Source organism: Streptomyces sp. NPDC096040 (assembly GCF_040303265.1).
In the GTDB taxonomy this organism is placed as follows: Bacteria; Actinomycetota; Actinomycetes; order Streptomycetales; family Streptomycetaceae; genus Streptomyces.
In genome coordinates, this window is record NZ_JBEOTA010000005.1 from 334,715 (window position 1) to 358,550 (window position 23,836).

General features: G+C 72.2%; 19 protein-coding genes and 1 rRNA gene. 5 read left to right on the top strand and 15 right to left on the bottom strand.

Annotated features, from left to right (window positions below):
- Positions 1-30: 30 nt before the first annotated feature.
- The 3 genes from ABTY98_RS08875 to pyrG form a co-directional block, all read right to left on the bottom strand.
- The gene (locus tag ABTY98_RS08875; protein ID WP_352220175.1) at positions 31-2,088 is read right to left on the bottom strand and encodes a tetratricopeptide repeat protein; all 2,058 of its coding nucleotides are present in this window, start codon (positions 2,086-2,088) and stop codon (positions 31-33) included.
- 171 nt (positions 2,089-2,259) lie between these two features.
- A complete protein-coding gene (locus tag ABTY98_RS08880; protein ID WP_352220176.1) occupies positions 2,260-2,886 on the bottom strand; it encodes an NUDIX domain-containing protein in 627 nt (208 codons plus the stop codon).
- 112 nt (positions 2,887-2,998) lie between these two features.
- Positions 2,999-4,669, bottom strand: coding sequence for a CTP synthase (gene pyrG / locus ABTY98_RS08885; RefSeq protein ID WP_352220177.1), 1,671 nt, complete (start codon positions 4,667-4,669; stop codon positions 2,999-3,001).
- A 513-nt stretch (positions 4,670-5,182) separates the two neighbouring features.
- On the opposite strand from pyrG, the gene ABTY98_RS08890 reads away from it, so the two are divergent.
- The 3 genes from ABTY98_RS08890 (at position 5,183) to ABTY98_RS08900 (ending at position 10,196) form a co-directional block, all read left to right on the top strand.
- On the top strand, positions 5,183-6,985 hold the full coding sequence (locus tag ABTY98_RS08890; RefSeq protein ID WP_352220202.1) for a glycoside hydrolase family 15 protein: 1,803 nt from the start codon (positions 5,183-5,185) through the stop codon (positions 6,983-6,985).
- A 144-nt stretch (positions 6,986-7,129) separates the two neighbouring features.
- Positions 7,130-8,512 carry an FAD-binding oxidoreductase gene (locus ABTY98_RS08895; protein WP_352220178.1) on the top strand — a complete coding sequence of 461 codons (1,383 nt, stop codon included), beginning with the start codon at positions 7,130-7,132 and terminating at the stop codon, positions 8,510-8,512.
- Between the two features lie 43 nt (positions 8,513-8,555).
- Complete coding sequence (locus tag ABTY98_RS08900) at positions 8,556-10,196, top strand: PucR family transcriptional regulator (protein ID WP_352220179.1); 1,641 nt, start codon at positions 8,556-8,558, stop codon at positions 10,194-10,196.
- 2 nt (positions 10,197-10,198) lie between these two features.
- On the opposite strand, the gene ABTY98_RS08905 is transcribed toward ABTY98_RS08900, so the two are convergent.
- The 5 genes from ABTY98_RS08905 to ABTY98_RS08925 all read right to left on the bottom strand — a co-directional run bounded on the left by ABTY98_RS08905 (position 10,199) and on the right by ABTY98_RS08925 (position 15,761).
- Entirely contained in the window at positions 10,199-11,332 is a 1,134-nt protein-coding gene (locus tag ABTY98_RS08905; RefSeq protein WP_352220180.1) for a glycosyltransferase family 4 protein, read from the bottom strand.
- A gap of 253 nt (positions 11,333-11,585) precedes the next feature.
- Positions 11,586-13,304, bottom strand: coding sequence for a DNA repair protein RecN (recN, locus tag ABTY98_RS08910; RefSeq protein WP_352220203.1), 1,719 nt, complete (start codon positions 13,302-13,304; stop codon positions 11,586-11,588).
- 356 nt (positions 13,305-13,660) lie between these two features.
- On the bottom strand, positions 13,661-14,566 hold the full coding sequence (locus ABTY98_RS08915; protein ID WP_352220181.1) for an NAD kinase: 906 nt from the start codon (positions 14,564-14,566) through the stop codon (positions 13,661-13,663).
- Positions 14,563-15,378 (bottom strand): TlyA family RNA methyltransferase, encoded by an 816-nt coding sequence (locus ABTY98_RS08920; protein ID WP_352220182.1) that lies wholly within the window; start codon positions 15,376-15,378, stop codon positions 14,563-14,565. Before ABTY98_RS08920 ends, ABTY98_RS08915 begins: the two co-directional genes overlap by 4 nt.
- Before the next feature lie 32 nt (positions 15,379-15,410).
- Positions 15,411-15,761, bottom strand: a complete 351-nt coding sequence (locus ABTY98_RS08925; RefSeq protein ID WP_352220183.1) for a hypothetical protein — start codon at positions 15,759-15,761, stop codon at positions 15,411-15,413.
- Between the two features lie 42 nt (positions 15,762-15,803).
- On the opposite strand from ABTY98_RS08925, the gene ABTY98_RS08930 reads away from it, so the two are divergent.
- Entirely contained in the window at positions 15,804-16,151 is a 348-nt protein-coding gene (locus ABTY98_RS08930; protein WP_351699480.1) for a sterol-binding protein, read from the top strand.
- Here the strand turns inward: ABTY98_RS08930 and ABTY98_RS08935 are convergent.
- The 4 genes from ABTY98_RS08935 to ABTY98_RS08950 form a co-directional block, all read right to left on the bottom strand.
- Positions 16,135-16,977, bottom strand: coding sequence for an ABC transporter ATP-binding protein (locus ABTY98_RS08935; protein WP_352220184.1), 843 nt, complete (start codon positions 16,975-16,977; stop codon positions 16,135-16,137). The two genes, ABTY98_RS08930 and ABTY98_RS08935, sit on opposite strands and share 17 nt — an antisense overlap.
- Positions 16,974-18,011 carry a FecCD family ABC transporter permease gene (locus ABTY98_RS08940; RefSeq protein WP_352220185.1) on the bottom strand — a complete coding sequence of 346 codons (1,038 nt, stop codon included), beginning with the start codon at positions 18,009-18,011 and terminating at the stop codon, positions 16,974-16,976. Before ABTY98_RS08940 ends, ABTY98_RS08935 begins: the two co-directional genes overlap by 4 nt.
- An 11-nt stretch (positions 18,012-18,022) precedes the next feature.
- Positions 18,023-19,066, bottom strand: a complete 1,044-nt coding sequence (locus ABTY98_RS08945; protein WP_352220186.1) for a FecCD family ABC transporter permease — start codon at positions 19,064-19,066, stop codon at positions 18,023-18,025.
- A gap of 73 nt (positions 19,067-19,139) precedes the next feature.
- Entirely contained in the window at positions 19,140-20,168 is a 1,029-nt protein-coding gene (locus tag ABTY98_RS08950; RefSeq protein WP_352220187.1) for an HAD-IIA family hydrolase, read from the bottom strand.
- 85 nt (positions 20,169-20,253) lie between these two features.
- Between ABTY98_RS08950 and ABTY98_RS08955 the strand changes: the two genes are divergently transcribed.
- Positions 20,254-21,537 (top strand): DUF1015 domain-containing protein, encoded by a 1,284-nt coding sequence (locus ABTY98_RS08955; RefSeq protein ID WP_352220188.1) that lies wholly within the window; start codon positions 20,254-20,256, stop codon positions 21,535-21,537.
- Positions 21,538-21,605: 68 nt separating this feature from the next.
- Here ABTY98_RS08955 and ABTY98_RS08960 read toward each other — a convergent pair whose 3' ends face one another.
- From ABTY98_RS08960 to rrf, 3 genes are all read right to left on the bottom strand, one after another.
- Positions 21,606-22,433 carry a tetratricopeptide repeat protein gene (locus ABTY98_RS08960; protein WP_352220204.1) on the bottom strand — a complete coding sequence of 276 codons (828 nt, stop codon included), beginning with the start codon at positions 22,431-22,433 and terminating at the stop codon, positions 21,606-21,608.
- Complete coding sequence (locus ABTY98_RS08965; protein WP_352220205.1) at positions 22,325-23,590, bottom strand: hypothetical protein; 1,266 nt, start codon at positions 23,588-23,590, stop codon at positions 22,325-22,327. Before ABTY98_RS08965 ends, ABTY98_RS08960 begins: the two co-directional genes overlap by 109 nt.
- Before the next feature lie 151 nt (positions 23,591-23,741).
- Positions 23,742-23,836: ribosomal RNA gene (rrf, locus tag ABTY98_RS08970) — 5S ribosomal RNA — on the bottom strand; the annotation flags it as partial.

Genomic DNA, 23,836 nt, shown 5'->3' on the forward strand with positions numbered 1-23,836 from the left:
GGCGTTCCGGCTGTCTAGCCTTTCATTGCATCAATCTTCGTCGGACGCACTACGGATTTCGCAGGTGTTATCTCCCTGTTCCGGGCTGGAGTCCAGGTCGAGGGGCTCCTCACCCAGCATGCGCTCGGCGGCGGAGCGGTGGAGGCTCGCGGCGGTGGAGTCGCCGAGGCGCTCCAGCGTGTCGGCGAGTCGCAGCTGGAGCGCGGCCTGGAGCCGGGCGTCCTCGGCGCGGCGCGCCCACTCGACCGCCTCATGGCAGGTGCGCAGCGACTCCTCGGGCCGGCCGGCGTACTCCTGGACCCGTGCCAGCTCACTCAACGCCCGTGCCTGCGCGGCCACATCGCCGTTCTTGCGATGTCCGGAAACGGCCGCCCGCCAGGCCCGCAGCGCCTCGCCGTAGCGGCCCGCGTAGGTGTGCGCGCCGGCGATGCGGCCGTAGAGGCGCGCGGCCTCGGCGCGCTCGTCGCGGGCGAGGCGCTGGGCGAGGGCGCGGCCGAACCAGTCGGCGGCCCGGTCGTAGTCCGCCAGCTCCTGGTACGCGCCGCCTACGGATTCCATCGCGCGACCGGTCGCGTACGGGTCATTTGCTCTGCGTCCCGCCTCCAATGCAGACCGATAACGCCGCAGCGCGTCCGTCGTGCGCCCGGTCTGAGCGTCCAGGTCGGCCAGGTTCAGCAGTGCGGCGGCCTGCTCACGGGGCAGGTGGCGACGCTCGGCGACATCGAGGACGAGCCGGTGGATCCCGTACAGGTCGGGGGCGGCCGCCTGGGTGCCGAGGTGTGCCGCCATGGCCTTGACCAGCTGGGACATCAGCCGGCGGGCCAGGGTGTCGAGCTCACCGTCGGCGACCGCCGCACGGGCCGCGGCGAGCAGGGCCGGGCGCCGGATCTGCAGCCATTCGGCGGCGGCCCGGGGGGTGGGGAAACGCAGCTCGCGGGGCAGCGCCTGGAGTTTCTCGCGGGCCTGCGGGTTGTCGGTCTCGGTGATCGCCCGGCAGGACTGCAGCAGCCGTACCGTGCGCTCCAGCATCCGGGCACGGGCCAGCTGGAGCTCCCCGGCGCGTTCCTGGGTCTCGGCCAGCCCCCGGAGCAGGGGGTGCAGACAGCCGGGGACCTCGTACTGCGGCAGCGCGGAGCCCACGGGGTGCAGCAGGCCGAGGCGGACCAGCTCGTCCAGGGTGGTGCGGGCGGTGTCGACCGTGCAGCCCGCGAGGGAGGAGGCGGTGTGCGGGTCGACCAGGCCGGCCGGGGCCAGCGAGAGAAGCCGCAGTATCCGGGCGGCCTGGCCGGGCAGGTCGTCGTGGACGAACCGGAAGACCCGGGCGAGGGCCGTGCCGTCCTCGGGGTCGGCGTGCAGACGCTTGGCGAGCTCGGAGACGGCCACCTTGGGGTGCGCCGCGAGCCAGCCGCCCGCCAGGGTGAGCGCCGCGGGCTGCCCTTGGCACACCTCGGCCAGCGCCTCGGCGGACCGCGGGTCGACGGTGACACGGACCGAGCCGGTGTACCGGGCGAGGAGCTCCACGGCCGACTTGGTGTCGAGGCCGCCCAGGGTGCACGGGCGGACGTCCGAGATCCCGGTGAGCGGGCCGCCGGAGACGGCGACGGCCAGGCAGTCGGGGGTGTCCGGGAGCAGCGCGTCCACGTGTTCGGCGCCGGGCGCGTCGTCGAGGAGCAACAGCATCCGGCGCCCGGCGAGGGCGGTGCGCAGGGCGTGGGTGAGGTCGTCCTCGGCGGCGCCGGCCGGGGTGGGCAGCCGCAGGGCGGTGAGGAGTTCACGGGCGGTGCGCTCGACGGGGACGGGGGTGCCGTCGGGCTCGGCGAGGCGGGCGCGGAGCACCCCGTCGGGGTAGTCGGCGGCGACCCGCCGTACGAGTTCCCCGGCGAGGGCGGTGCGGCCGGAGCCAGGTCTGCCCGCGATGAGCAGGACCCGGGCGCGGGGGGCCTTGCGGCCGGCAATGGTGTCCAGGCCCGCGCGCTCGATGTCGGCGCGCAGTTCCTTCAACTCCCTTGTACGGCCCAGGAACTGGTCGTCCGTGGCCGCGGGCGCCGACAGTCGTGCGCCGCCTGTGTCCACCGCCTGATCCGCCACGGGCCACACTCCCGTCCACCGCACACGCATGCCCGCCGGGACTCCGGTTCGGGCGTTTCGGCTCAACCGCGTCGAGCCTAGTTCACGTGCACGGACGTTCCGGGGGGAGCACGGCGGCCACATCGCCCGATCGGATCAGGCGATCGTCACACCGGATCGCCCGATGGAGGGTCAGGACTCGAAGGGGCGGGCCGGCCAGGGCGCGTCGGCCGGGCGCAGTGCGTCGAGGCCGTCACCGGTGCGGGCGGCGACCAGGGAGAGGACGCCCGTCACGAGGCAGTTGTTGTGCACATCGCCGGCGAGCGCCAGGCGCACCAGTTCGTCGACCGGCACGCGCGCGTACTCCAGGTCGGTCTCCTCGTGCTCCGCCTCGAAGCGCGCGCCCTCGACCTCGGACAGATCACGGGCGAGGAAGATCCGTACGGCCTCGTCGCAGCCGCCGGGGGTGGTGTAGAGGTCGATCAGCACCCGCCAGTCCTCGGCCTTGACGTGCGCCTCCTCGTACAGCTCGCGCTGGGCCGCGTGCAGCGGGTTCTCGCCGGGGATGTCGAGCAGCCCGGCCGGGATCTCCCAGAGCTTCTGCCGGACCGGGTGCCGGTACTGGCGGATGAGCAGCACGCGGTCCTCCTCGTCGAGGGCGACGACGGCGACCGAGCCGGGGTGGACCTGGTAGTCGCGGCGGACCACCGAGCCGTCGGGCATGACCACCTCGTCCGTGCGGACGGAGGTCTTGTTGCCCACGAACGGGGTCTCGGTCGCCCGGATCTCCCACTCCTCGGGGGTGTCCTTGATCGTCATGCCCTGCCCTTCCACACACGCTCTTGAAAGACCGGCCGAGAAGACCGGCCGGACGAAACCGGGGTGCCCACCCTTTGAAGGTACGCACCCCGGCCACCGTACAACCGGTGTGTCACTTCGAATTCGACTGCTCGACCTCGGCCTGCTGACGCGCGACCGCGGCCTTCACCAGACCCGCGAACAGCGGGTGCGGACGGGTCGGACGGGAGCGCAGCTCCGGGTGGGCCTGGGTGGCGACCAGGTAGGGGTGGACGTCACGGGGATACTCGACGTACTCGACGAGCTTGCCGTCCGGAGAGGTACCGGAGAACAGGATGCCGGCCTTCTTCTCCAGCTCTGCGCGGTAGGCGTTGTTGACCTCGTAGCGGTGGCGGTGCCGCTCCTCGACGTACTCCTTGCCGTCGTACACCTCACGCACGATGGAGCCCTCGGCCAGCTTGGCCGGGTACATGCCCAGGCGCATGGTGCCGCCCATGTCGCCCTCGCCGGCGACGATGTCCAGCTGCTCGGCCATGGTGGAGATGACCGGGTGGCCGGTGGCGGAGTCGAACTCGGTGGAGTTGGCGTCCTGGATGTCGGCCAGGTTGCGGGCCGCCTCGATCACGATGCACTGGAGTCCCAGGCAGAGGCCGAGCAGCGGGATCCGGTTCTCGCGGGCGAAGCGGATGGCGCCGACCTTGCCGAGCACGCCGCGGTCGCCGAAGCCGCCCGGGATGCAGATGCCGTCGACGTCGGCGAGCTGCGCGGCCGCGCCGGCCTGGGTCTTGCAGTCGTCGGAGGTGACCCACTTGATCTTCACGCGGGCCTTGTTGGCGAAGCCGCCCGCGCGCAGCGCCTCGGTGACCGAGAGATAGGCGTCCGGCAGGTCGATGTACTTGCCGACCAGGGCGAGGGTGATCTCGTGGTCGGGGTTGTGGACGCGGTCGAGCAGGTCGTCCCAGGTCCGCCAGTCCACATCGCGGAACGGCAGGTCCAGCTTGCGGACGACATAGGCGTCCAGGCCCTCGCCGTGCACGGTCTTCGGGATGTCGTAGATCGAGCGGGCGTCCGGGCAGGCCACGACCGCGGCCTCGTCGACGTCGCACATCAGCGAGATCTTGCGCTTGATGGCGGTCGGCACCTCGCGGTCCGAGCGCAGGACGATCGCGTCCGGCTGGATACCGATGTTGCGCAGGGCGGCCACCGAGTGCTGGGTGGGCTTGGTCTTCAGCTCGCCGGAGGGCCCGATGTAGGGCAGGAGCGAGATGTGGACCACGAAGACGTTGTCCCGGCCGACCTCGTGGCGGACCTGGCGGACGGTCTCCAGGAAGGGCAGCGACTCGATGTCGCCGACCGTGCCGCCGACCTCGGTGATGACGACGTCCACCTCGTCGGTGGCCATCCGGCGGATGCGGTGCTTGATCTCGTTGGTGATGTGCGGGATGACCTGGACCGTGTCGCCCAGGTACTCGCCACGCCGCTCCTTGGCGATCACCGTCGAATAGACCTGACCGGTGGTGACATTGGCGGAGCCGTCCAGGTCGCGGTCGAGGAAGCGCTCGTAGTGGCCGATGTCCAGGTCGGTCTCGGCACCGTCGTTGGTGACGAACACCTCACCGTGCTGGAAGGGGTTCATCGTGCCCGGGTCGACGTTCAGGTACGGGTCGAGCTTCTGCATCACGACGCGCAGGCCACGGGCCTTGAGCAGCATGCCCAGGCTGGAGGCGGTGAGGCCCTTGCCGAGCGAGGAGGCGACACCCCCGGTGACGAAGATGTGCTTGGTCGTCGTAGATTTCGGCGGCATGGCCAAGAGGGTGCTCCCGTGGTCGCGGTCTGTCATGCGGTACGGCCGCCCTCTGGAGGCTTCCGGAGGTGCCGTCGCTGCGGTTCGGGGGGTTTCGTGCCCACCGGTCCACGGGCTACCAGGGTATCAGCGCCGCGGAGAGATGGCTTCCGGCCACGGTCCGTACACACATCGGCACAGACGTGGGGCCTGGCTTACCGGGTTTTCACTCAGGGCTCACCCATTCGGCCCACACGGGTTGCCCGGAGCGGCACGCAGATCATCTACGTGCGTCGTATCCTGCTCGGACACTCGCTGCCGAGCCGGCCGGAAAACACGGCACACCCCCGCCCGTCACCCCCGGAACACGAGAGCTTGGCAGTTCGTTGAGCTATGACTGTCGTTTTGCCTCCGGGCGCGGCGGGCTGCTTTGCTTCACCGCTCAACGACGAACAACAACGACCCCTTGACCGCACTAGCGACAGCCCCCCGCCTTCCATGGGGGGTGACGTGGCCGTTCGACTGGAGTTGCACGTGGCCGGGCGCATCGAAGACTACGCACTCATCGGAGACATGCAGACCGCAGCATTGGTCTGCCGGGACGGCACAGTGGACTGGCTGTGCCTGCCCCGCTTCGACTCGCATGCCATCTTCGCCGGTCTGCTGGGCACCGAGGAACACGGCTTCTGGCGGCTCGGCCCGGCCCACGCGGCCGACTCCGAGCCGCCGACCGCGAACCGCCGCACCTACCGGGGCGACTCGCTGATCCTGGAGTCGGAGTGGGACACCCCCCGCGGCACGGTCCGGGTCATCGACTTCATGCCCCCGCGTGACGGCGCGCCCCAGCTGATCCGCATCGTCGAAGGCGTCACCGGCCGGGTGCCGATGCGCTCGGTGCTGCGGATGCGGTTCTCCTACGGCCGTGTCGTGCCCTGGGTGCACAAGCACGAGGGCCGCACGGTGGCGGTCGCCGGACCCGACTCCGTGTGGTTCGACACAGAGGCCGAGACCTACGGAAAGTCCCTGACGACGTACGCGGACTTCACTGTCGCCCCGGGGGACCGGATCGCGTTCACCATCTCCTGGGAGCCCTCGCACAAGCAGCCGCCGCCGCTGCCGGAGCCGGAGCAGGCGCTGGAGGCGACCGAGGAGTTCTGGCGCGACTGGGTCGAGCACTGCACGTACCACGGCCCGTACCGGGAGGCGGTGATCCGCTCGCTGATCACGCTGAAGGCCCTGACGTACGCACCCACGGGCGGCATCGTCGCCGCGCCCACCACCTCCCTCCCGGAGGACATCGGTGGCGTCCGCAACTGGGACTACCGCTACACCTGGCTGCGCGACGCGGCGATCACCCTGTCCTCGCTGCTGCGCACCGGCTACCGCGAGGAGGCGCGCGCCTGGCGCGAGTGGCTGCTGCGCGCGGTGGCCGGCGACCCGGAGAACCTGCAGATCATGTACGGCATCGCGGGCGAGCGTGAGCTGGGCGAGGCCGAGCTGGACTGGCTGCCCGGCTACGAGCACTCCGCGCCGGTCCGGGTCGGCAACGGCGCGGCGCACCAGCTTCAGCTGGACGTCTACGGCGAGGTCACCGAGGCCCTGCACCTGGCCCACATGACCGGCCTCGCCCGCAACGACTACGCCTCCCTCCTCCAGCTGAAGCTCATCCGCTACCTGGAGGACCACTGGGACGAGCCGGACGAGGGCATCTGGGAGGTGCGCGGCCCGCGCCGGCACTTCGTGCACTCCAAGGTGATGGCCTGGGTCGCGGTGGACCGCACCATCAAGCTGATCGAGTCCGGGGACGCGGACGGCCCGCTGGAGCGCTGGAAGGAACTGCGCGACGACATCCACCGGGACGTCTGCGAGCGGGGCTACGACAAGGAGCGGAACACCTTCACGCAGTCGTACGGCTCTCAGGAGCTGGACGCCTCGCTGCTGCTGATCCCCCAGATGGGTTTCCTGCCGCCGGACGACAAGCGGGTCATCGGCACCATCGAGGCGATCCAGCGCGAGCTGTCCACGTCGGACGGTTTCATCCTGCGCTACCCCACCGAGGGCGAGAGCAAGGGCGTCGACGGTCTTCCCGGCGACGAGGGGGCCTTCCTGGCCTGCTCGTTCTGGATGGCCGACGACCTCGCGATGATCGGCCGCGTCGACGAGGCCCGCAAGCTCTTCGAGAAGCTCCTCGCGCTGCGCAACGACCTCGGTCTGCTCGCGGAGGAGTGGGACCCGCGGCTGAAGCGGCAGGTGGGGAACTTCCCGCAGGCGTTCAGTCATGTGCCGCTGATCGACACGGCGCTGCGGCTGACTGCTTCCGGAGCGTACGGAGGGTAGGGCGCCGCCGTCGGTCGACTGCGGGTGCGTGGGGGCTGGTCGCGCCCACGCGGCGGAGTCGCGAATCGATACAGTCCCGCGCCCCTGCGGGGCGCTCCTGCCTAGGATGGTTTGAAACACCCCCCTTCTCGAAAGGGGACGGCCATGGCTTCCCCGTCCAAGGCGCACACGGCCCTCGCCGCACTCCGTGAGGATCTTGTCGGCGAGGTGTTCGCGCCGGGGGACATCGGTTACGACGAGGCGCGGGCCGTCTTCAACGCGATGATCGACCGGCGGCCGGCCGTGATCGCCCAGTGCGCCGACGACGCCGACGTGGTCCGCGCGGTGCGGTTCGGGCGGGAGCTCGACCTGGCGATCGCGGTGCGCGGCGGCGGTCACAGCGTGGCGGGCTCGGCCAGTGGCGACGGCGCGCTCGTCGTGGACCTGCGCCGGATGCACGCGGTGACCGTCGACCCGGCGGCGGAGGCGGTACGGGTCCAGGGCGGCGCCACGATGAGCGATCTGGACCGGGCGACCGAGCCGTACGGCCTCGCCACCACCGGCGGCCGGGCCTCCACCACCGGCGTCGGCGGCTTTGTGCTGGGCGGCGGCACGGGCTGGCTGGACCGCGCCTTCGGCCTGGCCGTCGACAACCTGCTCGGCGTCGAGCTGGTCACCGCCGACGGCGAGCGTGTGCACGCCAACGCCGACGAGAACCCGGAGCTGTTCTGGGCTCTGCACGGCGGCGGCGGGAACTTCGGGGTCGCCACCGCGCTCACCCTCGAACTGCACGAACTGCCGGAGTTCTCGGTGGCGCTGCTGCTGTATCCGCCGCGGTCCGGCCCGGACGCGGTGCGCACCTTCCGCGAGGTGATCCGCACCGGCCCCGATGAGGCGGGCGGTGCGGTGCTGTACCTCACCGGCCCGCCGCTGCCGTTCGTACCCGAGCATCTGGTGGGCACGCTGGTGTGCGCCGCCCTGGTGACCTGTGCCGGCGGCGAGGAGGACCTGCGGAAGATCGCCGAGCCGATGCTGGCGCTGCCGCACGAGGCGGAGGTGGTCGGCCCGATGCCGTACACCGAGGTGCAGCGGATGCTCGACCTGCCGTCCGGGCTGCGGAACTACTGGTCGGCCGAGTACCTGGCCGCGCTGCCCGACGAGGCGGTGGACGCCTGGTGCGCCTGCGCGGACGGCATGCCGGTGCCGACCGGAACCCAGCATGTGCTGTTCCCGCAGGGCGGCGCGATCGCGGCCGGGCCGGCCGAGTACCCGGTGCCGTACCGGGACGCGTCCTGGGCCGTGCACCCCTTCGGGATCTGGGCGGAGCCCGCCGACGACGAGCGGGCGGTCGCCTGGGTGCGGGGCGTCCGTGCCGGTGTGCGGCCCTGGTCCACCGGCGCGGTCTATCTCAACTTCATCGGCGACGAGGGCCCCGACCGGGTGCGAGCCGGCCTGGGCGTGGGGAACGCGCTGCGGCTCGGGAAGGTGAAGCGGACGTGGGATCCCGACAACGTTTTCCGCTTCAACCACAACATCAAACCGCTCTAGCGGAAGGTGCCGCGAAGGCGTTCGCCCAGGTAGCGTCCGCTCCATGGACAGCGGTACGGGCAGCGGACTCGACACCCAGGGCGGGATCACCGTGCAGCGGGCGCTGGAGCTGCCCGGGCTGCGCAGCGGGCTCCCGGAGATTCTGGCGGGCGCCGACCGGCTGGGCCGGACCGTGCGCTGGGTGCACGCCGGCGAGGTGCCGAACATCGCCTCGCTGCTGAAGGGCGGCGAGCTGCTGCTCACCACCGGCTACGGCCTGGGCACCCGGCCGACCGACCAGCGGGCGTTCGTGCGCACGCTCGCCGAGCGGGGCATCGCCGCCCTGGTGGTGGAGCTGGGCCCGCGTTTCTCCCGGCTGCCGGCCACCCTCGTCGACACCGCCCGGGCGACCGGGCTGCCGCTGGTCGTGCTGCACCGCGAGGTGCCCTTCGTGACGGTGACGGAGGAGATCCACACCGAGATCGTCAACCACCACTACGCGCTCCTCCAGCGCGCCGAGGAGGTGCACCGCCGCTGCACCGAGGCCCTGCTGGGCGGTGGCGGGGTCCCCCAGGTCCTCGCGATCCTCGCCGGCTTCAGCGGCAACCCGGTCTTCCTGGAGACCACCGACGGCCAACTGCTGTACGCCGCCGGATCGGGGCCCGAGGGCGCGGATCCGCTCCAGGTGTGGGAGGGGCTGCGGGGCCAGCACAAGGACGCGCCGCCGCCGACCGGAGCGGTCCTGGTGGATGTGCCGGGCGGCGGGCCGGGGGCGGGCTCGGTCCGCGCCCGGCTGGTCCTGCTCCCGGTACGCGGGCCGCTCGCCCCCGTGCACCGCATCGCCGCCGAGCGGGCCGCCGGCATCCTGGCCGTCGTCCTGATGCAGGCCCGCCAGGAGGAGGAGCTGGCGGCCCGCGGCCGCGGCGACTTCCTGACCGACCTCGCCGAGGGACGCATCACCGCTCAGGACGCGCCGGCCCAGGCCCGTGTCCTCGGCTTCAAGCCCGGCAACAGCCCGCTGCTGCCGGTGGTCATGCGGGTCGGCGACTCCCTTTCCCCGGGCGGGGGTTGGGCGGTGCTGGCCCGGGCGGTCGGTGAGGAGCTGGCGGCCGTGGGCGTACCCGTGCTCCTGGGCGTACGACCGGTCGAGGGCCGTGTCCCGCTCCTGCTCGGCCTGCGCTCGGAGGCGGAGCGGGCGACGGTCGCGGACCGGGTCGCGGCGGCGCTGCGGGCGGGAGTGGAGCGCGCGGGGATGCAGCGCCCCGGGGCCGCTCCCCCGGTCGTGGTGGTCGGGGTGGCCGGTGGCTGGGCGGCCGCGTCGGCGGGCCTGCGGCACGCGGCCGAGACGGCGACGGCCGCGCAGGGCCTCTCCGACCGCCCCTGGTACGACGCCCGCCGTCTCGACATCGACCTGCTCCTGTGGCGGCTGCGCGACCACCCCGACCTGGCGGCCTTCGTCGACCGCGCGATCGGCCCGCTCCGGGAGCACGACAACCGCTCCAGGCCGCCCCTGCTGCCCACCCTGGAGACCTACCTTGCGCATGCCGGCCGCAAGGCGGAGACGGCCCGCGAACTCCACCTCAACCGGCAGACCCTCTACAACCGCCTGGCCCGCATCGGCGAGTTGCTGGGCACGGACCTCGACGACCCGCAGGTGGTGCTGGCCTTGAGCCTCGCCCTGCGGGCCCGCCGGCACGTCCCCTAGGGCTACAGCGGCCTGGGCTGGGTCAACTCGTCGTACACGCTGAGCACTTGGGTCACCGTCTCGTCCTCCGTCGGCCAGCTCGCCGCCTGCCGGGCGCCCTTCTCCCGCAGTTCCTCGCAGCGCCCGGGATCGCCGAGCAGTCGTACGACGGTGTCGGCGAAGGCGGTCGCGTCGCCGTAGGGGACGAGTTCGGCCGCGTCGCCGACCAGGTCGGGGATACCGCCGACGGCGGTCGCGACGAGGGGCACGCGTGCGTGCAGGGCCGCCTGGGCGAGGATCGAGCGTGACTCCCAACTGCTGGGCAGCAGGGCCAGATCGGCGGCGGCGAGCAGTTCGGCGACGTCGTCGCGGCGGCCGATGAGCCGGGCGGGCAGCTCCTCGTCCTCGATCCGCCGCTGCAACACCGTACGCAGCGGCCCCTCCCCCGCGATGACGAGCAGCGGTACCGGATCGAGCCGGCACCAGGCGCGCGCGGCGTCCAGCAGGACGTCATAGCCGCGGTGCTGGTCGAGGGAGCCGACCGCGATCAGCAACGGCCGCCCCATGGCGCCGAGTTCGGCCCGCACCTTGGGCCGCAGCCGCTCCGCCTCCTCCTGCTCCCCGGGCCGTCGCAGACACGGCAGCGCCACGCCGGCGAGCCGCGCGTCGCGGGCGCCGGTACGGCGGGCCCGGTCCACCAGGTCGGAGGTGGTTCCCAGCACCACGGCGGCCGTCCGTACCACCCGCCGCTCCAGCATGCGCAGCAGATGCGCCCGGGCGCCTTCGGCCTCCGCCCGGTTGTGCCAGGTGACGATGAGCGGGGTACGGCGGCCGCTCAGCGCCAGCACGGCGCGGAAGGAGGCGTGCAGGCCGTGCGCGTGCACCAGGTCGGCGTCGGTGCAGGCCGCGCGGAGCGCGGCGACCGACCCCGGGTCACTGCTGCGCGGTACATGGACATGGTCCGCACCGACGCCGGAGAAGTCGTAGGCGCGGTCGGCCTCGACGGGGGCGCACACCGTGACCCGCACGCCCCGTGCGACAAGACCGGCGGCGAGCGAACGCACGTGCGCACTGCTGCCGGCGTTGCCACCGCCCAGCACCTGCACGGTGCGCAGCGGCGACTGACCGTGCGATGCGTTGCTGCTCACGGGGCTCACGCAGCCGGGCTCCTGTGTTCGGCGTCGGGGCGGTCACGAGGATACGTACAGAAGGTATCGGGCCGTGGGGGGCACTGCGGGGCTCCGGGTAGGGGCATACCGGGGCGGGGCGGGACATGCGCCGGAGTGTGTCACCCGTGAGAGTGACAGTACGGGATGCCGAGGGGGCGCGGGTGCGGATGAGCGGGCGCCGGTCGCGTCCACGCGGCGGAGCCCGCCCATCGACACCGCCCCGCGCCCCCGAAGGGGCGCCTCAGGCGTCCGCTCGCGCGGTGGCGAGCAGCTCCTCCGCGTGCGCCCGTGCCGTTTCCGAGTCCTCCTGGCCGGCGAGCATCCGGGAGAGTTCCCGGACCCTCTCCTCGCCCTCCAGGACCTTCACACCCGAGCGGGTGACCGAGCCGTCGTTCGTCTTCTCGACCAGCAACTGCCGGTCGGCGAAGGCGGCGACCTGAGGAAGGTGGGTGACCACGACCACCTGTGCCGACTTGGCGAGCTTGGCCAGACGCCGCCCGATCTCGACCGCCGCCTTGCCACCGACCCCCGCGTCGACCTCGTCGAAGAGGTACGTCGGGACCGGGTCGGTGCCCGCGAAGACGACTTCCACCGCGAGCATCACGCGCGACAGCTCACCGCCGGAGGCGCCCTTGGCGATCGGGCGGGGCGGGGCGCCGGGGTGCGGGGCGAGGAGCAGTTCGACCTCGTCGGCGCCGGAGGGGCCGTACGCGACCGTACGGCCGCCCACCTCCACACCCTCCGGGTCCTCGGCCTGGCGGATCGCGAAGGACACGCGTGCGTGCGGCATCGCCAGGGAGCCCAGCTCGGCGGTGACGGCGGCCGCGAAGCGCTCGGCGGCCTCCGTGCGCGCGTCGGTCAACGCCTGGGCGAGACCGCCCAGTTCGGCGCGGAGCGCGTCCCGTTCGGCGGTCAGCTCGTCGATCCGCTCGTCGTCGCCGTCGAGTTCGGTCAGCCGCGCGGCGCCCTGCTCGGCCCATGCCAGCACCGCGCTGACGTCCTCGCCGTACTTGCGGGTGAGCGCGGTGAGCGCGGCGCGCCGCTCCTCCACGGCCGCGAGCCGCAGGGGGTCGGCGTCGAGGTCGTCGGCGTACCCGGCCAGCTCCCCCGCCACATCCCCCAGCAGGATCCCGATCTCGCCGATCCGGTCGGCGAGCGCGGCCAGCGCCGGGTCGTGCGACCGTACGGCCTCCAGGGCCCGGTGGGCGCCCGCGACGAGGGTGGCCGCGTCGATGCCCTCGGGATCCTCGGGGTTGCCCGCGAGGGCGGAGTGCGCGGCGGTCGCGGCCGACGACAGCGCCTCGGCGTGTCCGAGCCGCTCGGCCTCCTCGGCGAGTTCGACGTCCTCGCCGGCCCGCGGCTCCACGCCCGCGATCTCGTCGAGCCCGTAGCGCAGCATGTCGGCTTCCTGAGCCCGTTCACGCGCCCGGGTGACGATCTCCTCCAGCTCCACCGCGACGGCCCGCAGCCGCCGATAGGCCTCGCCGTACTTGGCGAGCGGCACGGCGACCCCGTCGCCCGCATACCGGTCCAGCGCCTGCCGCTGCCGGGACAGCTTCAGCAGGCCCTGCTGGTCGGTCTGCCCGTGCACGGCCACCAGGTCGTCGGCGAGTTCGGCGAGCAGCCCCACGGGCACGCTCCGCCCGCCCAGGTACGCCCGGGAGCGCCCCTCGGCGGAAACGGTACGGCTGATCAGCAGCGCCCCGTCGTCCAGCTCCGCGCCGGCCTCCTCGGCCCGTACGACCGCGGAGGTGCCCGGGGGCACGGTGAGCCGCCCCTCGACGACCGCCTTCTCGGAGCCGATCCGCACGAGGGCGGGATCGGCCCGCCCGCCGAGCAGCAGCCCCAGGCTGGTGACCACCATGGTCTTGCCCGCACCGGTCTCACCGGTGACGGCGGTGAACCCCGGCGACAACTCGACGACAGCGTCGTCGATGACTCCGAGCGACCGTATCCGCATTTCTTCCAGCACGGTGAAGACCTTACGAGGTCCGGGCCGAGAAGTGCGAGGTGCCCTTGTCACTCGGGCGGGTGTCCCTACCTGAAGGGGCGCGGGCTGTATCGATTTGCGCCTGCCGCCGCGCAGGCGCGACCGGTCCCCTCGACACCCCCGCGAGTGGACCTACCCAGGGGCGCGGCGCTGTATCGACTTGCGGCTGCCGCCGCGCGGGCGCGACCGGTCCCCTCTACACCCCGGCGAGTGGACCTACCCAGGGGCGCGGGGCTGTATCGATCTGCGGCTACCGCCGCGCAGGCGCGACCGGTCCCCCACACACCCGCACCCGCCGAGGCACCGAAACCGGCCCCCACGAACCGCTACTGCGGCGCCCCCCGCCATCCGGAGACCGGCAGCGCGAACTTCGCCACCAACCGGTCCGTGAAGGACGCGTGATGAAGCCGGGCCAGCCGCACCGGCACAGCCCCCCGCCGCACCTCCACCCGCGCCCCCGGTGGCAACTCGACCGTCCGCCGTCCGTCACACCAGAGCACCCCGGGCTGGATGTGCGGCAGCACCTCCACCGCGAGCACCGAATCCGGCGACGTCACCAACGGCTTCGCGAACAGCGCATGCGCGGAGATCGGCACCATCAGCAGCGCCTCCACCTCCGGCCACACCACCGGCCCGCCCGCGGAGAACGCGTACGCCGTGGACCCGGTCGGCGTCGACAGCACGATCCCGTCGCAGCCGAACCCCGTCACCGGCCGACCGTCGATCTCCAGCACCACTTCGAGGAGCTTCTCGGCGCCCGCCTTCTGCACGGCCGCCTCGTTCAGCGCCCAGTCGGTGTGCACGATGTCCCCGTTGCGGTGCACGACGACGTCGACGGTCATCCGCTCCTCGACCTCGTACGACTTGCTCACCACCCGGTCGACGACCTTGTCGAGGTCGTCCCGCTCGGCCTCCGCGAGGAACCCGACGCTGCCGAGGTTGACGCCCAGCATCGGCACCCCGGAGGCCCGTGCGAACTCGGCGCCGCGCAGCAGCGTCCCGTCACCGCCGAGCACGATCAGCAGTTCGCAGCCGTCGAGGCTGTGCGGCGAGGCCTCCTCGACGAGTTCGACCTCCTCGGGAAGAGGCAGGTCGCGGGCCTCGTACTCCAGGACCCGTACGCCGACTCCGGCCGCCAGCAGCCCCTTGACCACGAGTTCGGCACTGCGGATCGCCGCAGGCCGCCCGGTGTGGGCCAGCAGGAAAACAGTACGAGCTCGGTTCTGTGTCAACGCGGCCCCTCCGCCACTGCACGGTCAACATCGGCCGGGTCGAGTTCGGGTGCGCCGGCCCGCAGCCACAGAAAGTACTCGACGTTGCCGGACGGCCCGGGCAGCGGGCTGGCGGTGACACCGTTCACCCCGAGCCCCAGCTCCCACGCCTTCTCGGCAACCCCCCGCACGGCCTCCGCCCGCAGCTGCGGACTCCGTACGACTCCCCCGCTGCCCAGTCGGTCCTTGCCCACCTCGAACTGCGGCTTGACCATCATCACCAGGTCGGCGTCCGGCTTCACGCACCGCGCCAGGGCCGGCAGCACCAGCCCGAGCGGGATGAAGGACAGATCACCCACGACAAGATCCACAGGCTCCCCATCGATCGCTTCAAGCGTCAACTCGCGTACGTTCGTACGGTCCTTGACGGTGACGCGTTCATCGCTCTGCAGTGACCAGGCGAGTTGGCCGTATCCGACGTCGACGGCGACGACATGCGCGGCGCCCGCGCGCAACAGCACATCGGTGAAGCCTCCGGTGGACGCACCGGCGTCGAGCGCCCGCCGCCCCTCGACCGCGAGCCCCTGCGGGACGAACGCCGCCAGCGCGCCGGCGAGCTTGTGGCCGCCCCGGGACACGTACTCGGGGTCGCTGTCGTCGGACTGCACCACGATGGCCGCGGCGGTCTCCACCTGGGTGGCCGGCTTGGTCGCGAGGGCCTTGCCGACGGTGACCCGCCCGGCGGCGATCAGCTGGCTGGCGTGCTCGCGCGAGCGCGCCAGCTTCCGGCGGACCAGCTCCGCGTCCAGACGGCGACGTGCGACTCCTGCCACGTTCGGTTCAGCTCCTGCTCTGGTGGTACGGACTAGAAGGTGTGGCCCGAAGGGCCTCGTTGAGGGGTGGCGGGCGGGTGACGGACGGGCGACGGCGCCCGGTTACCGTACGGCGGTGCGGGTGCCGGAGGCCCCTGGCGGGCGTCGAGCGCGGTGAGCGCGTCGCGCAGCCCCCCGTGTACATCCTCGTACACCTCCAGATGCCCGTCCGTGGCGAGGTGGTCGGCGTCGCCCAGCCGGTCCAGCAGGGCGTCGACCTCGGCATTGCCGGTGGGGGTGCGGGGGACGTTCAGCGGGGCGGGGGCGGCGGGGTCGTACTCGGGCTCGGCCGGTACCGCTTCCGGCGCCTCCGCCACCCGGCCCTCGGGCACAGAGTCGGTCATGCCCCGACGCTACCTCGAACCGCTGGGGTACCGTCGATCGCGATGGCCACGATCGAGGAGTGCCGCGCCGCACTCGACAAGCTCTCCCACACCATGGGCGGCGCCGAGGGCGACGTCCGCGCGGCCGCCGCCATGGACCGCACCGTGAGCTGCCACATCACCGACCTGGACGTCACCTTCGCCGGCCGGCTCACCGGCGGCCGGATCGAGGTGGAGGAGACGTTTCCCGGGCCGCCTCGGGAGAAGGCGCAGATCGGACTGGCCATGGCCGGCGACGACCTGGTGGCCCTGGTCGACGGCGAGCTGAACTTCGCCGGGGCCTGGGGCTCGGGGCGGGTGAAGCTGGACGCGAACCTGCTGGACCTGTTCCGACTCAGGAAGTTGCTGTGACCCGTGTCTTCCGGGCCGCCGGCACCACCAGCGGGGTGCCCGTCTCCGGGTCGTCGATGATCTGGCAGCGCAGCCCGAAGACCTCCTCGACCAGTTCCGCGGTGACGATGTCGTTCGGGGCGCCCTCGGCGACCACCTCGCCGCCGCGCAGGGCGATGAGGTGGGTGGCGTACCGGGCCGCGTGGTTGAGGTCGTGCAGCACGGCGACCAGCGTGCGCCCCTGCTCCTCGTGGAGTTCGGCGCACAGGTCGAGGACGTCGATCTGGTGCTGGATGTCCAGATAGGTGGTCGGCTCGTCGAGGAGGAGCAGCGGGGTCTGCTGGGCGAGCGCCATGGCGATCCACACGCGCTGCCGCTGACCGCCGGACAGCTCGTCGACATACCGGTCGGCGAGTTCGGCGACACCCGTCCGGGCCATCGACTCCTGGACGACCCGCTCGTCCTCGGCGGACCACTGGCGCAGCAGGCCCTGGTGCGGGTAGCGGCCGCGGCCGACCAGGTCGCCGACGGTGATGCCGTCGGGCGCGATGGACGACTGGGGCAGCAGGCCGAGGGTGCGGGCGACCTTTTTCGCCGGCATGGACTGGATGACATTGCCGTCGAGCAGCACCCGGCCCTGGCTGGGCCTGAGCATCCGGGACAGCGCGCGCAGGAGCGTCGACTTGCCGCAGGCGTTGGGGCCCACGATCACCGTGAAGGAGTTGTCGGGGATCTCCACCGACAGCTGCTCGGCGATGACACGCCGGTCGTAGGCGAGGGTGACGTTCTCGGCGGACAGGCGGTTCACGGTGCTCCTCTTGCTGTCTGACTCGGTGTTCGCGCTCATATCCGGCCCGCCTTGCGTTCGGTGACAAGGAGCCACAGCAGGTAGACCCCGCCCAGGACACCGGTGACCACGCCCACGGGCAGTTGGTCGGCGCCGAAGGCGCGCTGGGAGGCCCAGTCCGCGGTGACCAGCAGGGTGGCGCCCATGCAGAGGGAGGGCAGCAGGTTGGGGCCGGGCGAGCGGGTGAGACGGCGGGCGAGCTGCGGGGCGGTGAGCGCCACGAAGCTGACCGGGCCCGCGGCGGCGGTGGCGGCCGCGGTCAGCAGGACGGCCGACACCATCAGCAGCAGCCGTACCCGCTCCACACGCACCCCGAGGGCGTTGGACACGTCGTCGCCCATCTCCGTCATCCTGAGGCCGTGCGCGTTGGCGAGGGTCAACGGGACGAGGACGGCGCACAGCGCGAGCAGCGGCCAGACCTGGCTCCAGTCACGGCCGTTGAGGGAGCCGGTCATCCAGACGACCGCGCGGGTCGCGTCGACGAAGTCGGCCTTGGTGAGCAGATAGCCGTTGACCGCGGTGACGACCGCGGAGACACCGATACCGACCAGGACCAGCCGGTAGCCGTGCACGCCCTGCTTCCAGGCGAGCAGATAGATGGCGAGGCCGGTCAGCAGACCGCCGACCAGCGCGCCGACCGTGACCTGGGTGGCGCTTCCGGACATCAGCACGATGACGACGAGCGCGCCGGACGTCGAGCCCTGGGAGAGACCCAGGACGTCCGGGCTGCCGAGCGGGTTGCGGGAGACGGACTGGAACAGCGCGCCGCCGAGGCCGAGCGAGGCACCGACCAGCAGACCCACCAGAACGCGCGGCAGCCGCAACTCGTTGACGATGAAGTCCTGGCCGGCGGTGCCGTTGCCGGCCAGCGTCTTCACCACGTCGCCGAAGGAGATCGGGAAGTCACCGGTGCCGATCAGCACCACACTCGCGGCACACGCGGCCAGCAGCAGCGCGGTCACGACGATCAGCGCGCGCAGGTCCGCCCGCAGGGAGAGCCCGCCGGGGGTGCGCAGGGTACGGGTGTTCTTCACAGCGGTGTTCCTCACAGCTGGGCCGTCCTCCGCCGTCGTACGAGAAGAATGAACACCGGCCCGCCGATGATCGCGGTGACGATGCCGACCTGGAGCTCCGAGGGGCGCGCGACGACCCGGCCGATGACATCGGCGCCGAGCAGCAGCACGGGCGACAGGAACGTCGCGTACGGCAGGATCCAGCGCAGGTCGGGGCCGGTGAAGGAGCGCACCACGTGCGGGACCATCAGGCCGACGAAGGCGATCGGACCGCAGGCCGCGGTGGCCGCGCCGCACAGCACGGTGGCGGCGAGCATGGCGAGGGCCCGGGTCCGGCCCAGGTTCGCGCCGAGGGCACGGGCGGTGTCGTCGCCCATCGCCACCGCGTTCAGCGGCCGGGCGAGGCCGAGGGCGAGCAGGGTGCCGACCGCGAGGAACGGCAGCACCTGCACGATCGTCGAGTCGTCGGCCGACGCCAGCGAACCGACCGTCCAGAAACGCCACTTGTTCAGCGCCGCACCGTCCGTGATCATCACGGCCTGGAGGTAGCCGTAGAGCGCGGCGCTGATCGCCGTACCGGCCAGCGCGAGCCGGACCGGGGTGGCGCCCCGGCTGCCGCCCAGGAACCACACCAGGGCGCCCACCGCGGCCGCCCCGAAGAAGGCGAACCACACATAGCCGTTGAGGCTGCTGACGCCGAAATAGGTGATGGCGGTGACGACCGCGGCCGACGCGCCCGCGTTGATGCCGAGCAGTCCGGGGTCGGCGAGCGGGTTGCGGGTGAGCGCCTGGAGCACCGCCCCGGACAGCCCGAGGGCGGCACCGGCCAGCAGGCCGAGGACGGTCCGCGACAGCCGCTCGTCGACGACCACGTCGCCATACGTCCCCGTGTCGTGGAACAGGCCGTGCCAGACCTGGTCCAACGGGAGCTCTTTGGCTCCGATCGCGATGCTCGCCAGGGCGACGAGCACCAGGATCACGACGGAGACAAGGAGCCCAAGGACCCGTATCGCCCGGCGGGTTGGGGGCGCGGGGGCGCTCTCCGCGCGCTGTTCGGGAGGACTGTCGACCAACACCCAGTTAGGTTAGCCTACCCTCTCATCGGATCTCGAGGTCCGGTCCCTGCGAACAGCGTCGCCCGGCGTCGGTTCAGAGCCCCAGCCGCGCCAGCGCCTTGCCTCCGTCCAACGCGCAGGAACCCTCCCCGGCCGCCGTCCACGCCGCCGCGCACAACGCCCGCAGCCCGTCGATGGCCTCGCCGTCCCCCTCCAGTTCCAGCCGGTCCGACCCCGCCTTGGCCGTCCAGCCGCCGCACCGGAAGCCGTCGCCGTCCGCCGTGACCGCCGGCTGCCCGGTGAGCAAGCCCCGCAGATCGGCGTCGACATAGGTCGGCCGCTGCTGCGGCGGCGCGGCGAGCAGCTGACGCCCGTCGGTGACGCCGGTCAGGACGAGCAGCGAGTCGACCCCGCCGTTGAACGCGCCCTCGATATCGGTGTCCAGCCGGTCCCCGACCACCAACGGACGCCGTGCACCCGTCCGCAGGACCGTCTCCCGATGCATCGGCGGCAGCGGCTTGCCGGCCACCTGCGGCTCGGCACCCGTCGCGATCCGGACAACTTCCACCGCCGCGCCGTTGCCCGGCGCGATCCCGCGCCCGCTGGGAATCGTCAGATCGGTGTTGGACGCGAACCAGGGCACCCCGCGCGCGACGGCGTACGACGCCTCGGCGAACCGCCCCCACGCCAGATCAGGACCGCCGTACCCCTGCGCCACCGCCGCCGGATCGTCGTCGGCCGAGTCAACCGGCTCAAGGCCCCGCTCCCGCAGGGCGACCCGCAGCCCCTCCCCGCCGATCACCAGCACCCGCGCACCCGCCGGCACCTGCTCGCTGATCAGCCGCGCGACCGCCTGCGCCGAGGTGATGACGTCCTCGGCGCCGGTCGGGATCCCCAGCTCGGTGAGATGGTCGGCCACCGAGTCCGGTGTGCGCAGCGCGTTGTTGGTGACGTACGCCAACCGCATCCCGCCCTCGCGAGCCGCCGCAAGCGACTCCACCGCGTGCGCGATCGCGCTGCCGCCCGCGTACACCACGCCGTCCAGATCGAGCAGCGCCGTGTCATACGCCGTGCTCAGAGCCTGTCCGCTGCCCTCGGGACCAGTCCTGACACCCTGGCTCATTCCCCATCGCTCCTCGTCACGCTTCGTTGTCCGGCCTTTCCCCACCGATCATCCCGCACGCCACTGACACACGTACGATGCCGGGATGAACACTGCAGGTCACCCGGAAGCAACGGAGCGCCGAGGCCTGGAACTCACCCCGTTCCGAGGCCTTCGATACGACCCCGACCGGGTCGGCAGCCTGGCCGCCGTCACCTCTCCGCCGTACGACGTCGTCGTACGCCCGGACGGCGTGCACCATCTCCAGTCCGCCGACCCGCACAACATCGTCCGTCTGATCCTTCCCCAGGCCGGCACCCCCAGCGCCGGCACCGAACAGGCGGCCGACACCCTGCACCGCTGGCAGGCCGAGGGCATCCTGACCACGGATCCCGAACCCGGCCTGTACGTCTACGAGCAGCACGACGGCAACGGCATGCTCCAGCGCGGCGTCATCGGCGCCCTGCGGGTCTCGGAACCGTCGGAGGGCGTGGTGCTGCCGCACGAGGAGGTCATGCCCCCGGTCGTCGCCGACCGCGCGGCCCTGATGCGCGCGACCTCCGCGAACCTCGAACCCCTTCTGCTGACCTACCGGGGCAACGGCACGGCCGCCGAGGTCGTCGAAAAGGCCGCCGACCGCCCCCCGCTCCTCGCCACCACCACGGAAGACGGTTTCCACCATCGCCTCTGGTCGATCACCGACCCCGCCGAGGTGGCCCTCGTCCAGTCCGACCTGGCCCACCACCAGGCCCTGATCGCCGACGGCCACCACCGCTGGGCCACCTACTTGCGTCTACGCGCGGAGCACGCCTCTCCCAGCCCCTGGGACTACGGCCTGGTCCTCCTCGTGGACACCGCCCGCTACCCGCTGCGCGTCCGCGCCATCCATCGCCTGCTGCACGGCCTGCCGGTGGCGGACGCCCTGGCGGCCGTACAGGACCATTTCCGGGTACGACGCCTCGACGTCCCCCTGTCGCAGGCCCAGGAGGCGCTCGCGGACGCGGCCCGCCACGGCAACGCGTTCCTGCTCGCCGGTGACGGCACCTTCCACCTCATCGACCGCCCGGACCCGGATCTTCTGGCCCGTACGATCCCCGCGGACCGTCCGGCCGCCTGGCGCACGCTCGACGCCACCGTCCTGCACGCCACGCTCCTCGGCCACGTCTGGCACATCCCCGAGGACTCGAACGCGCATGTCGCCTACATCCACGACACGGCGGCGACGGTCGCCAAGGCCGAACATGCCGGCAGTACGGCCGTCCTCCTGCACCCGGTCCGCGAGGAGGTCGTCCGCGACCTGGCCCGCCAGGGCGTGACGATGCCCCGCAAGTCGACGTCCTTCGGCCCGAAACCGGCGTCGGGGCTGGTGCTGCGCGCGCTCGACACCTGAGAACGGCGACGGCAACGAGAGAGGGCAGGCCCCCGGTCGGAGCCTGCCCTCTGCGTCGGTCGCCGTGATCAGTCCTTGTCGGACTCGGTCTCAGTCTCGGGCTTGGACTCCGCCTGTGGCTCGGCCTCGGCCTCGGCGGGGCGCTCCTCGGACTCGTCCGCGTCGACGTCGACGTCCGTGGTCTCGTCCACGTCGACGTCCGTGTCCTCGTCCTCGTCGTTCAGGGCGTCGAGGAACTCGACACCGTCCAGCTCGGCCAGCCGGTCGGAGGCGTCCGTGCTGCCTTCCCGGTCGGCCTCGACGGCCTTGGCGAACCACTCGCGCGCCTCATCGACACGGCCGGCCGCGAGCAGGGCGTCGGCGTAGGCGTACCGCAGCCGCGCGGTCCACGGCTGTACGGAGTTGGACGCCAGCTCGGGACTCTGCAGCGTCACGATCGCCGCGTCCAGCTGCCCCATGTCACGCCGGGCACCGGCGGCGACGAGCCGCATCTCGACCTGGCCGGCCTTGTCGAGCTTGTGCACCTCGGGGGCGCCGGCCATGTCCAGCGCCTTCTCCGGCCGCCCGAGCCCACGTTCGCAGTCGGCCATCACCGGCCACAGGTCCACGTTGCCGGTCATCCGCCGCGCGGCCCGGAACTCGGCGAGCGCCTCGCTGTACTTCTGGTTCGCGTAGGCGGCGAACCCGGCGGCCTCACGTACGGCGGCGACACGGGACGCAAGGCGCAGGGCCACCCTGGAGTAGCCGTAGGCGCCCTCGGGGTCCTCGTCAATGAGCCGCGCGACCATCACCAGGTTCTTGGCGACGTCCTCCGCGAGCGTCTTGGGGAGGCTCTGCAGCTCCTGCCGTACGTCCTTGTCGATCTCGTCGCCGGTGACGTCCTCCGGGATCGGCAGCCGCTTGATCGGCTCCCGGTCCCGGTCACGCTCGCGCTCGTCACGGCGTCCGTAACCACCACCGCCACGCCGGTCGTCGCCACGCCGGTCATCCCGGCGGTCGTCGCGGCCGCGGTAGCCACCGCCACCTCGGTTCTCGTCCCGCCGGAAGCCGCCTCGGTCGTCGCGGCGGTCATCCCGCCGGGGGCCACGGCCTCGGTCGTCGCTGCGGCCTCGGAAGCCACCACGGTCACGGTTGTCATCGCGCCGGTCATCGCGCCGGTCGTCGCGGCCGCGGTAGCCACCGCCGCCACGGTTGTCGTCCCGCCGGAAGTCACCGCGGTCACCACGGTCACCACGGTCACTACGACCGCCACGGTCATCGCGGTCGTCACGACGGAAGGCAGGACGGTCACCACGGTCGTCCCGGCGGAAGCCACCTCGGTCACCGCGGTCGTCGCGACGGACGTAACCGCCCCGGTCGTCCCCACGGCGCTCGTCACGGCGGTTGTCGTCACGACGCTCGTCCCGACGGGCGTAACCGCCACCGCCGCGGTTGTCGTCACGGCGAGCACCGTAGCCACCGCCGCCACCACGACTCTCGTCGCGCCGGTCGTCCCGGCCGTGGTAGCCACCTCCGCCACGGTTGTCGTCCCGCCGGAAGGCAGGACGATCACCACGGTCACTACGACCACCACGGTCATCGCGGTCATCACGGCGGAACGCGGGACGGTCACCACGGTCATCACGCCGGTCGTCCCGGCCGCGGTAACCGCCACCACCCCGGTTGTCGTCACGGCGGAAGCCACCTCGGTCGCCGCGGTCGTCCCGCTGGACCGCCGGGCGGGAGCCGCGGTTGTCATCGCGCCGGCCGTATCCGCCGCCACGGTTGTCACCACCACGGTTGTCGTCACGGCGATTGTCGTCGCGACGACCGTACCCGCCCCGGTCATCGCCGCGGCGCTCGTCACCCCGGCGGTCGTCGCGCCGACCGTATCCGCCACCGCGGTTGTCACTACCGCGGTTATCACTACCGCGGTTGTCGTCACGGCGATTGTCGTCACGGCGACCGTAACCACCACTACCGCCACCGCGATTGTCGTCACGACGGCCGGAACTGCCGCGGTCTCCACGGTCGTTGCGGTCTCCGCGGTATCCGCCACGATCACCGCGGTCACCACTGTCCCGTCGCCGCGGGTCGCGCTCCGGTCGCTCGTCGGGAGAGTTGGTGGACATGGTGACTCCTGTCTTCGGTACCGCAAGCATTGTAAAAACAAAAGGACCCCTGGTCCCAGCTGAACGCTGGGACCAGGGGTCCTTCCAAAGATTGTTCGGCGGTGTCCTACTCTCCCACAGGGTCCCCCCTGCAGTACCATCGGCGCTGTAAGGCTTAGCTTCCGGGTTCGGAATGTAACCGGGCGTTT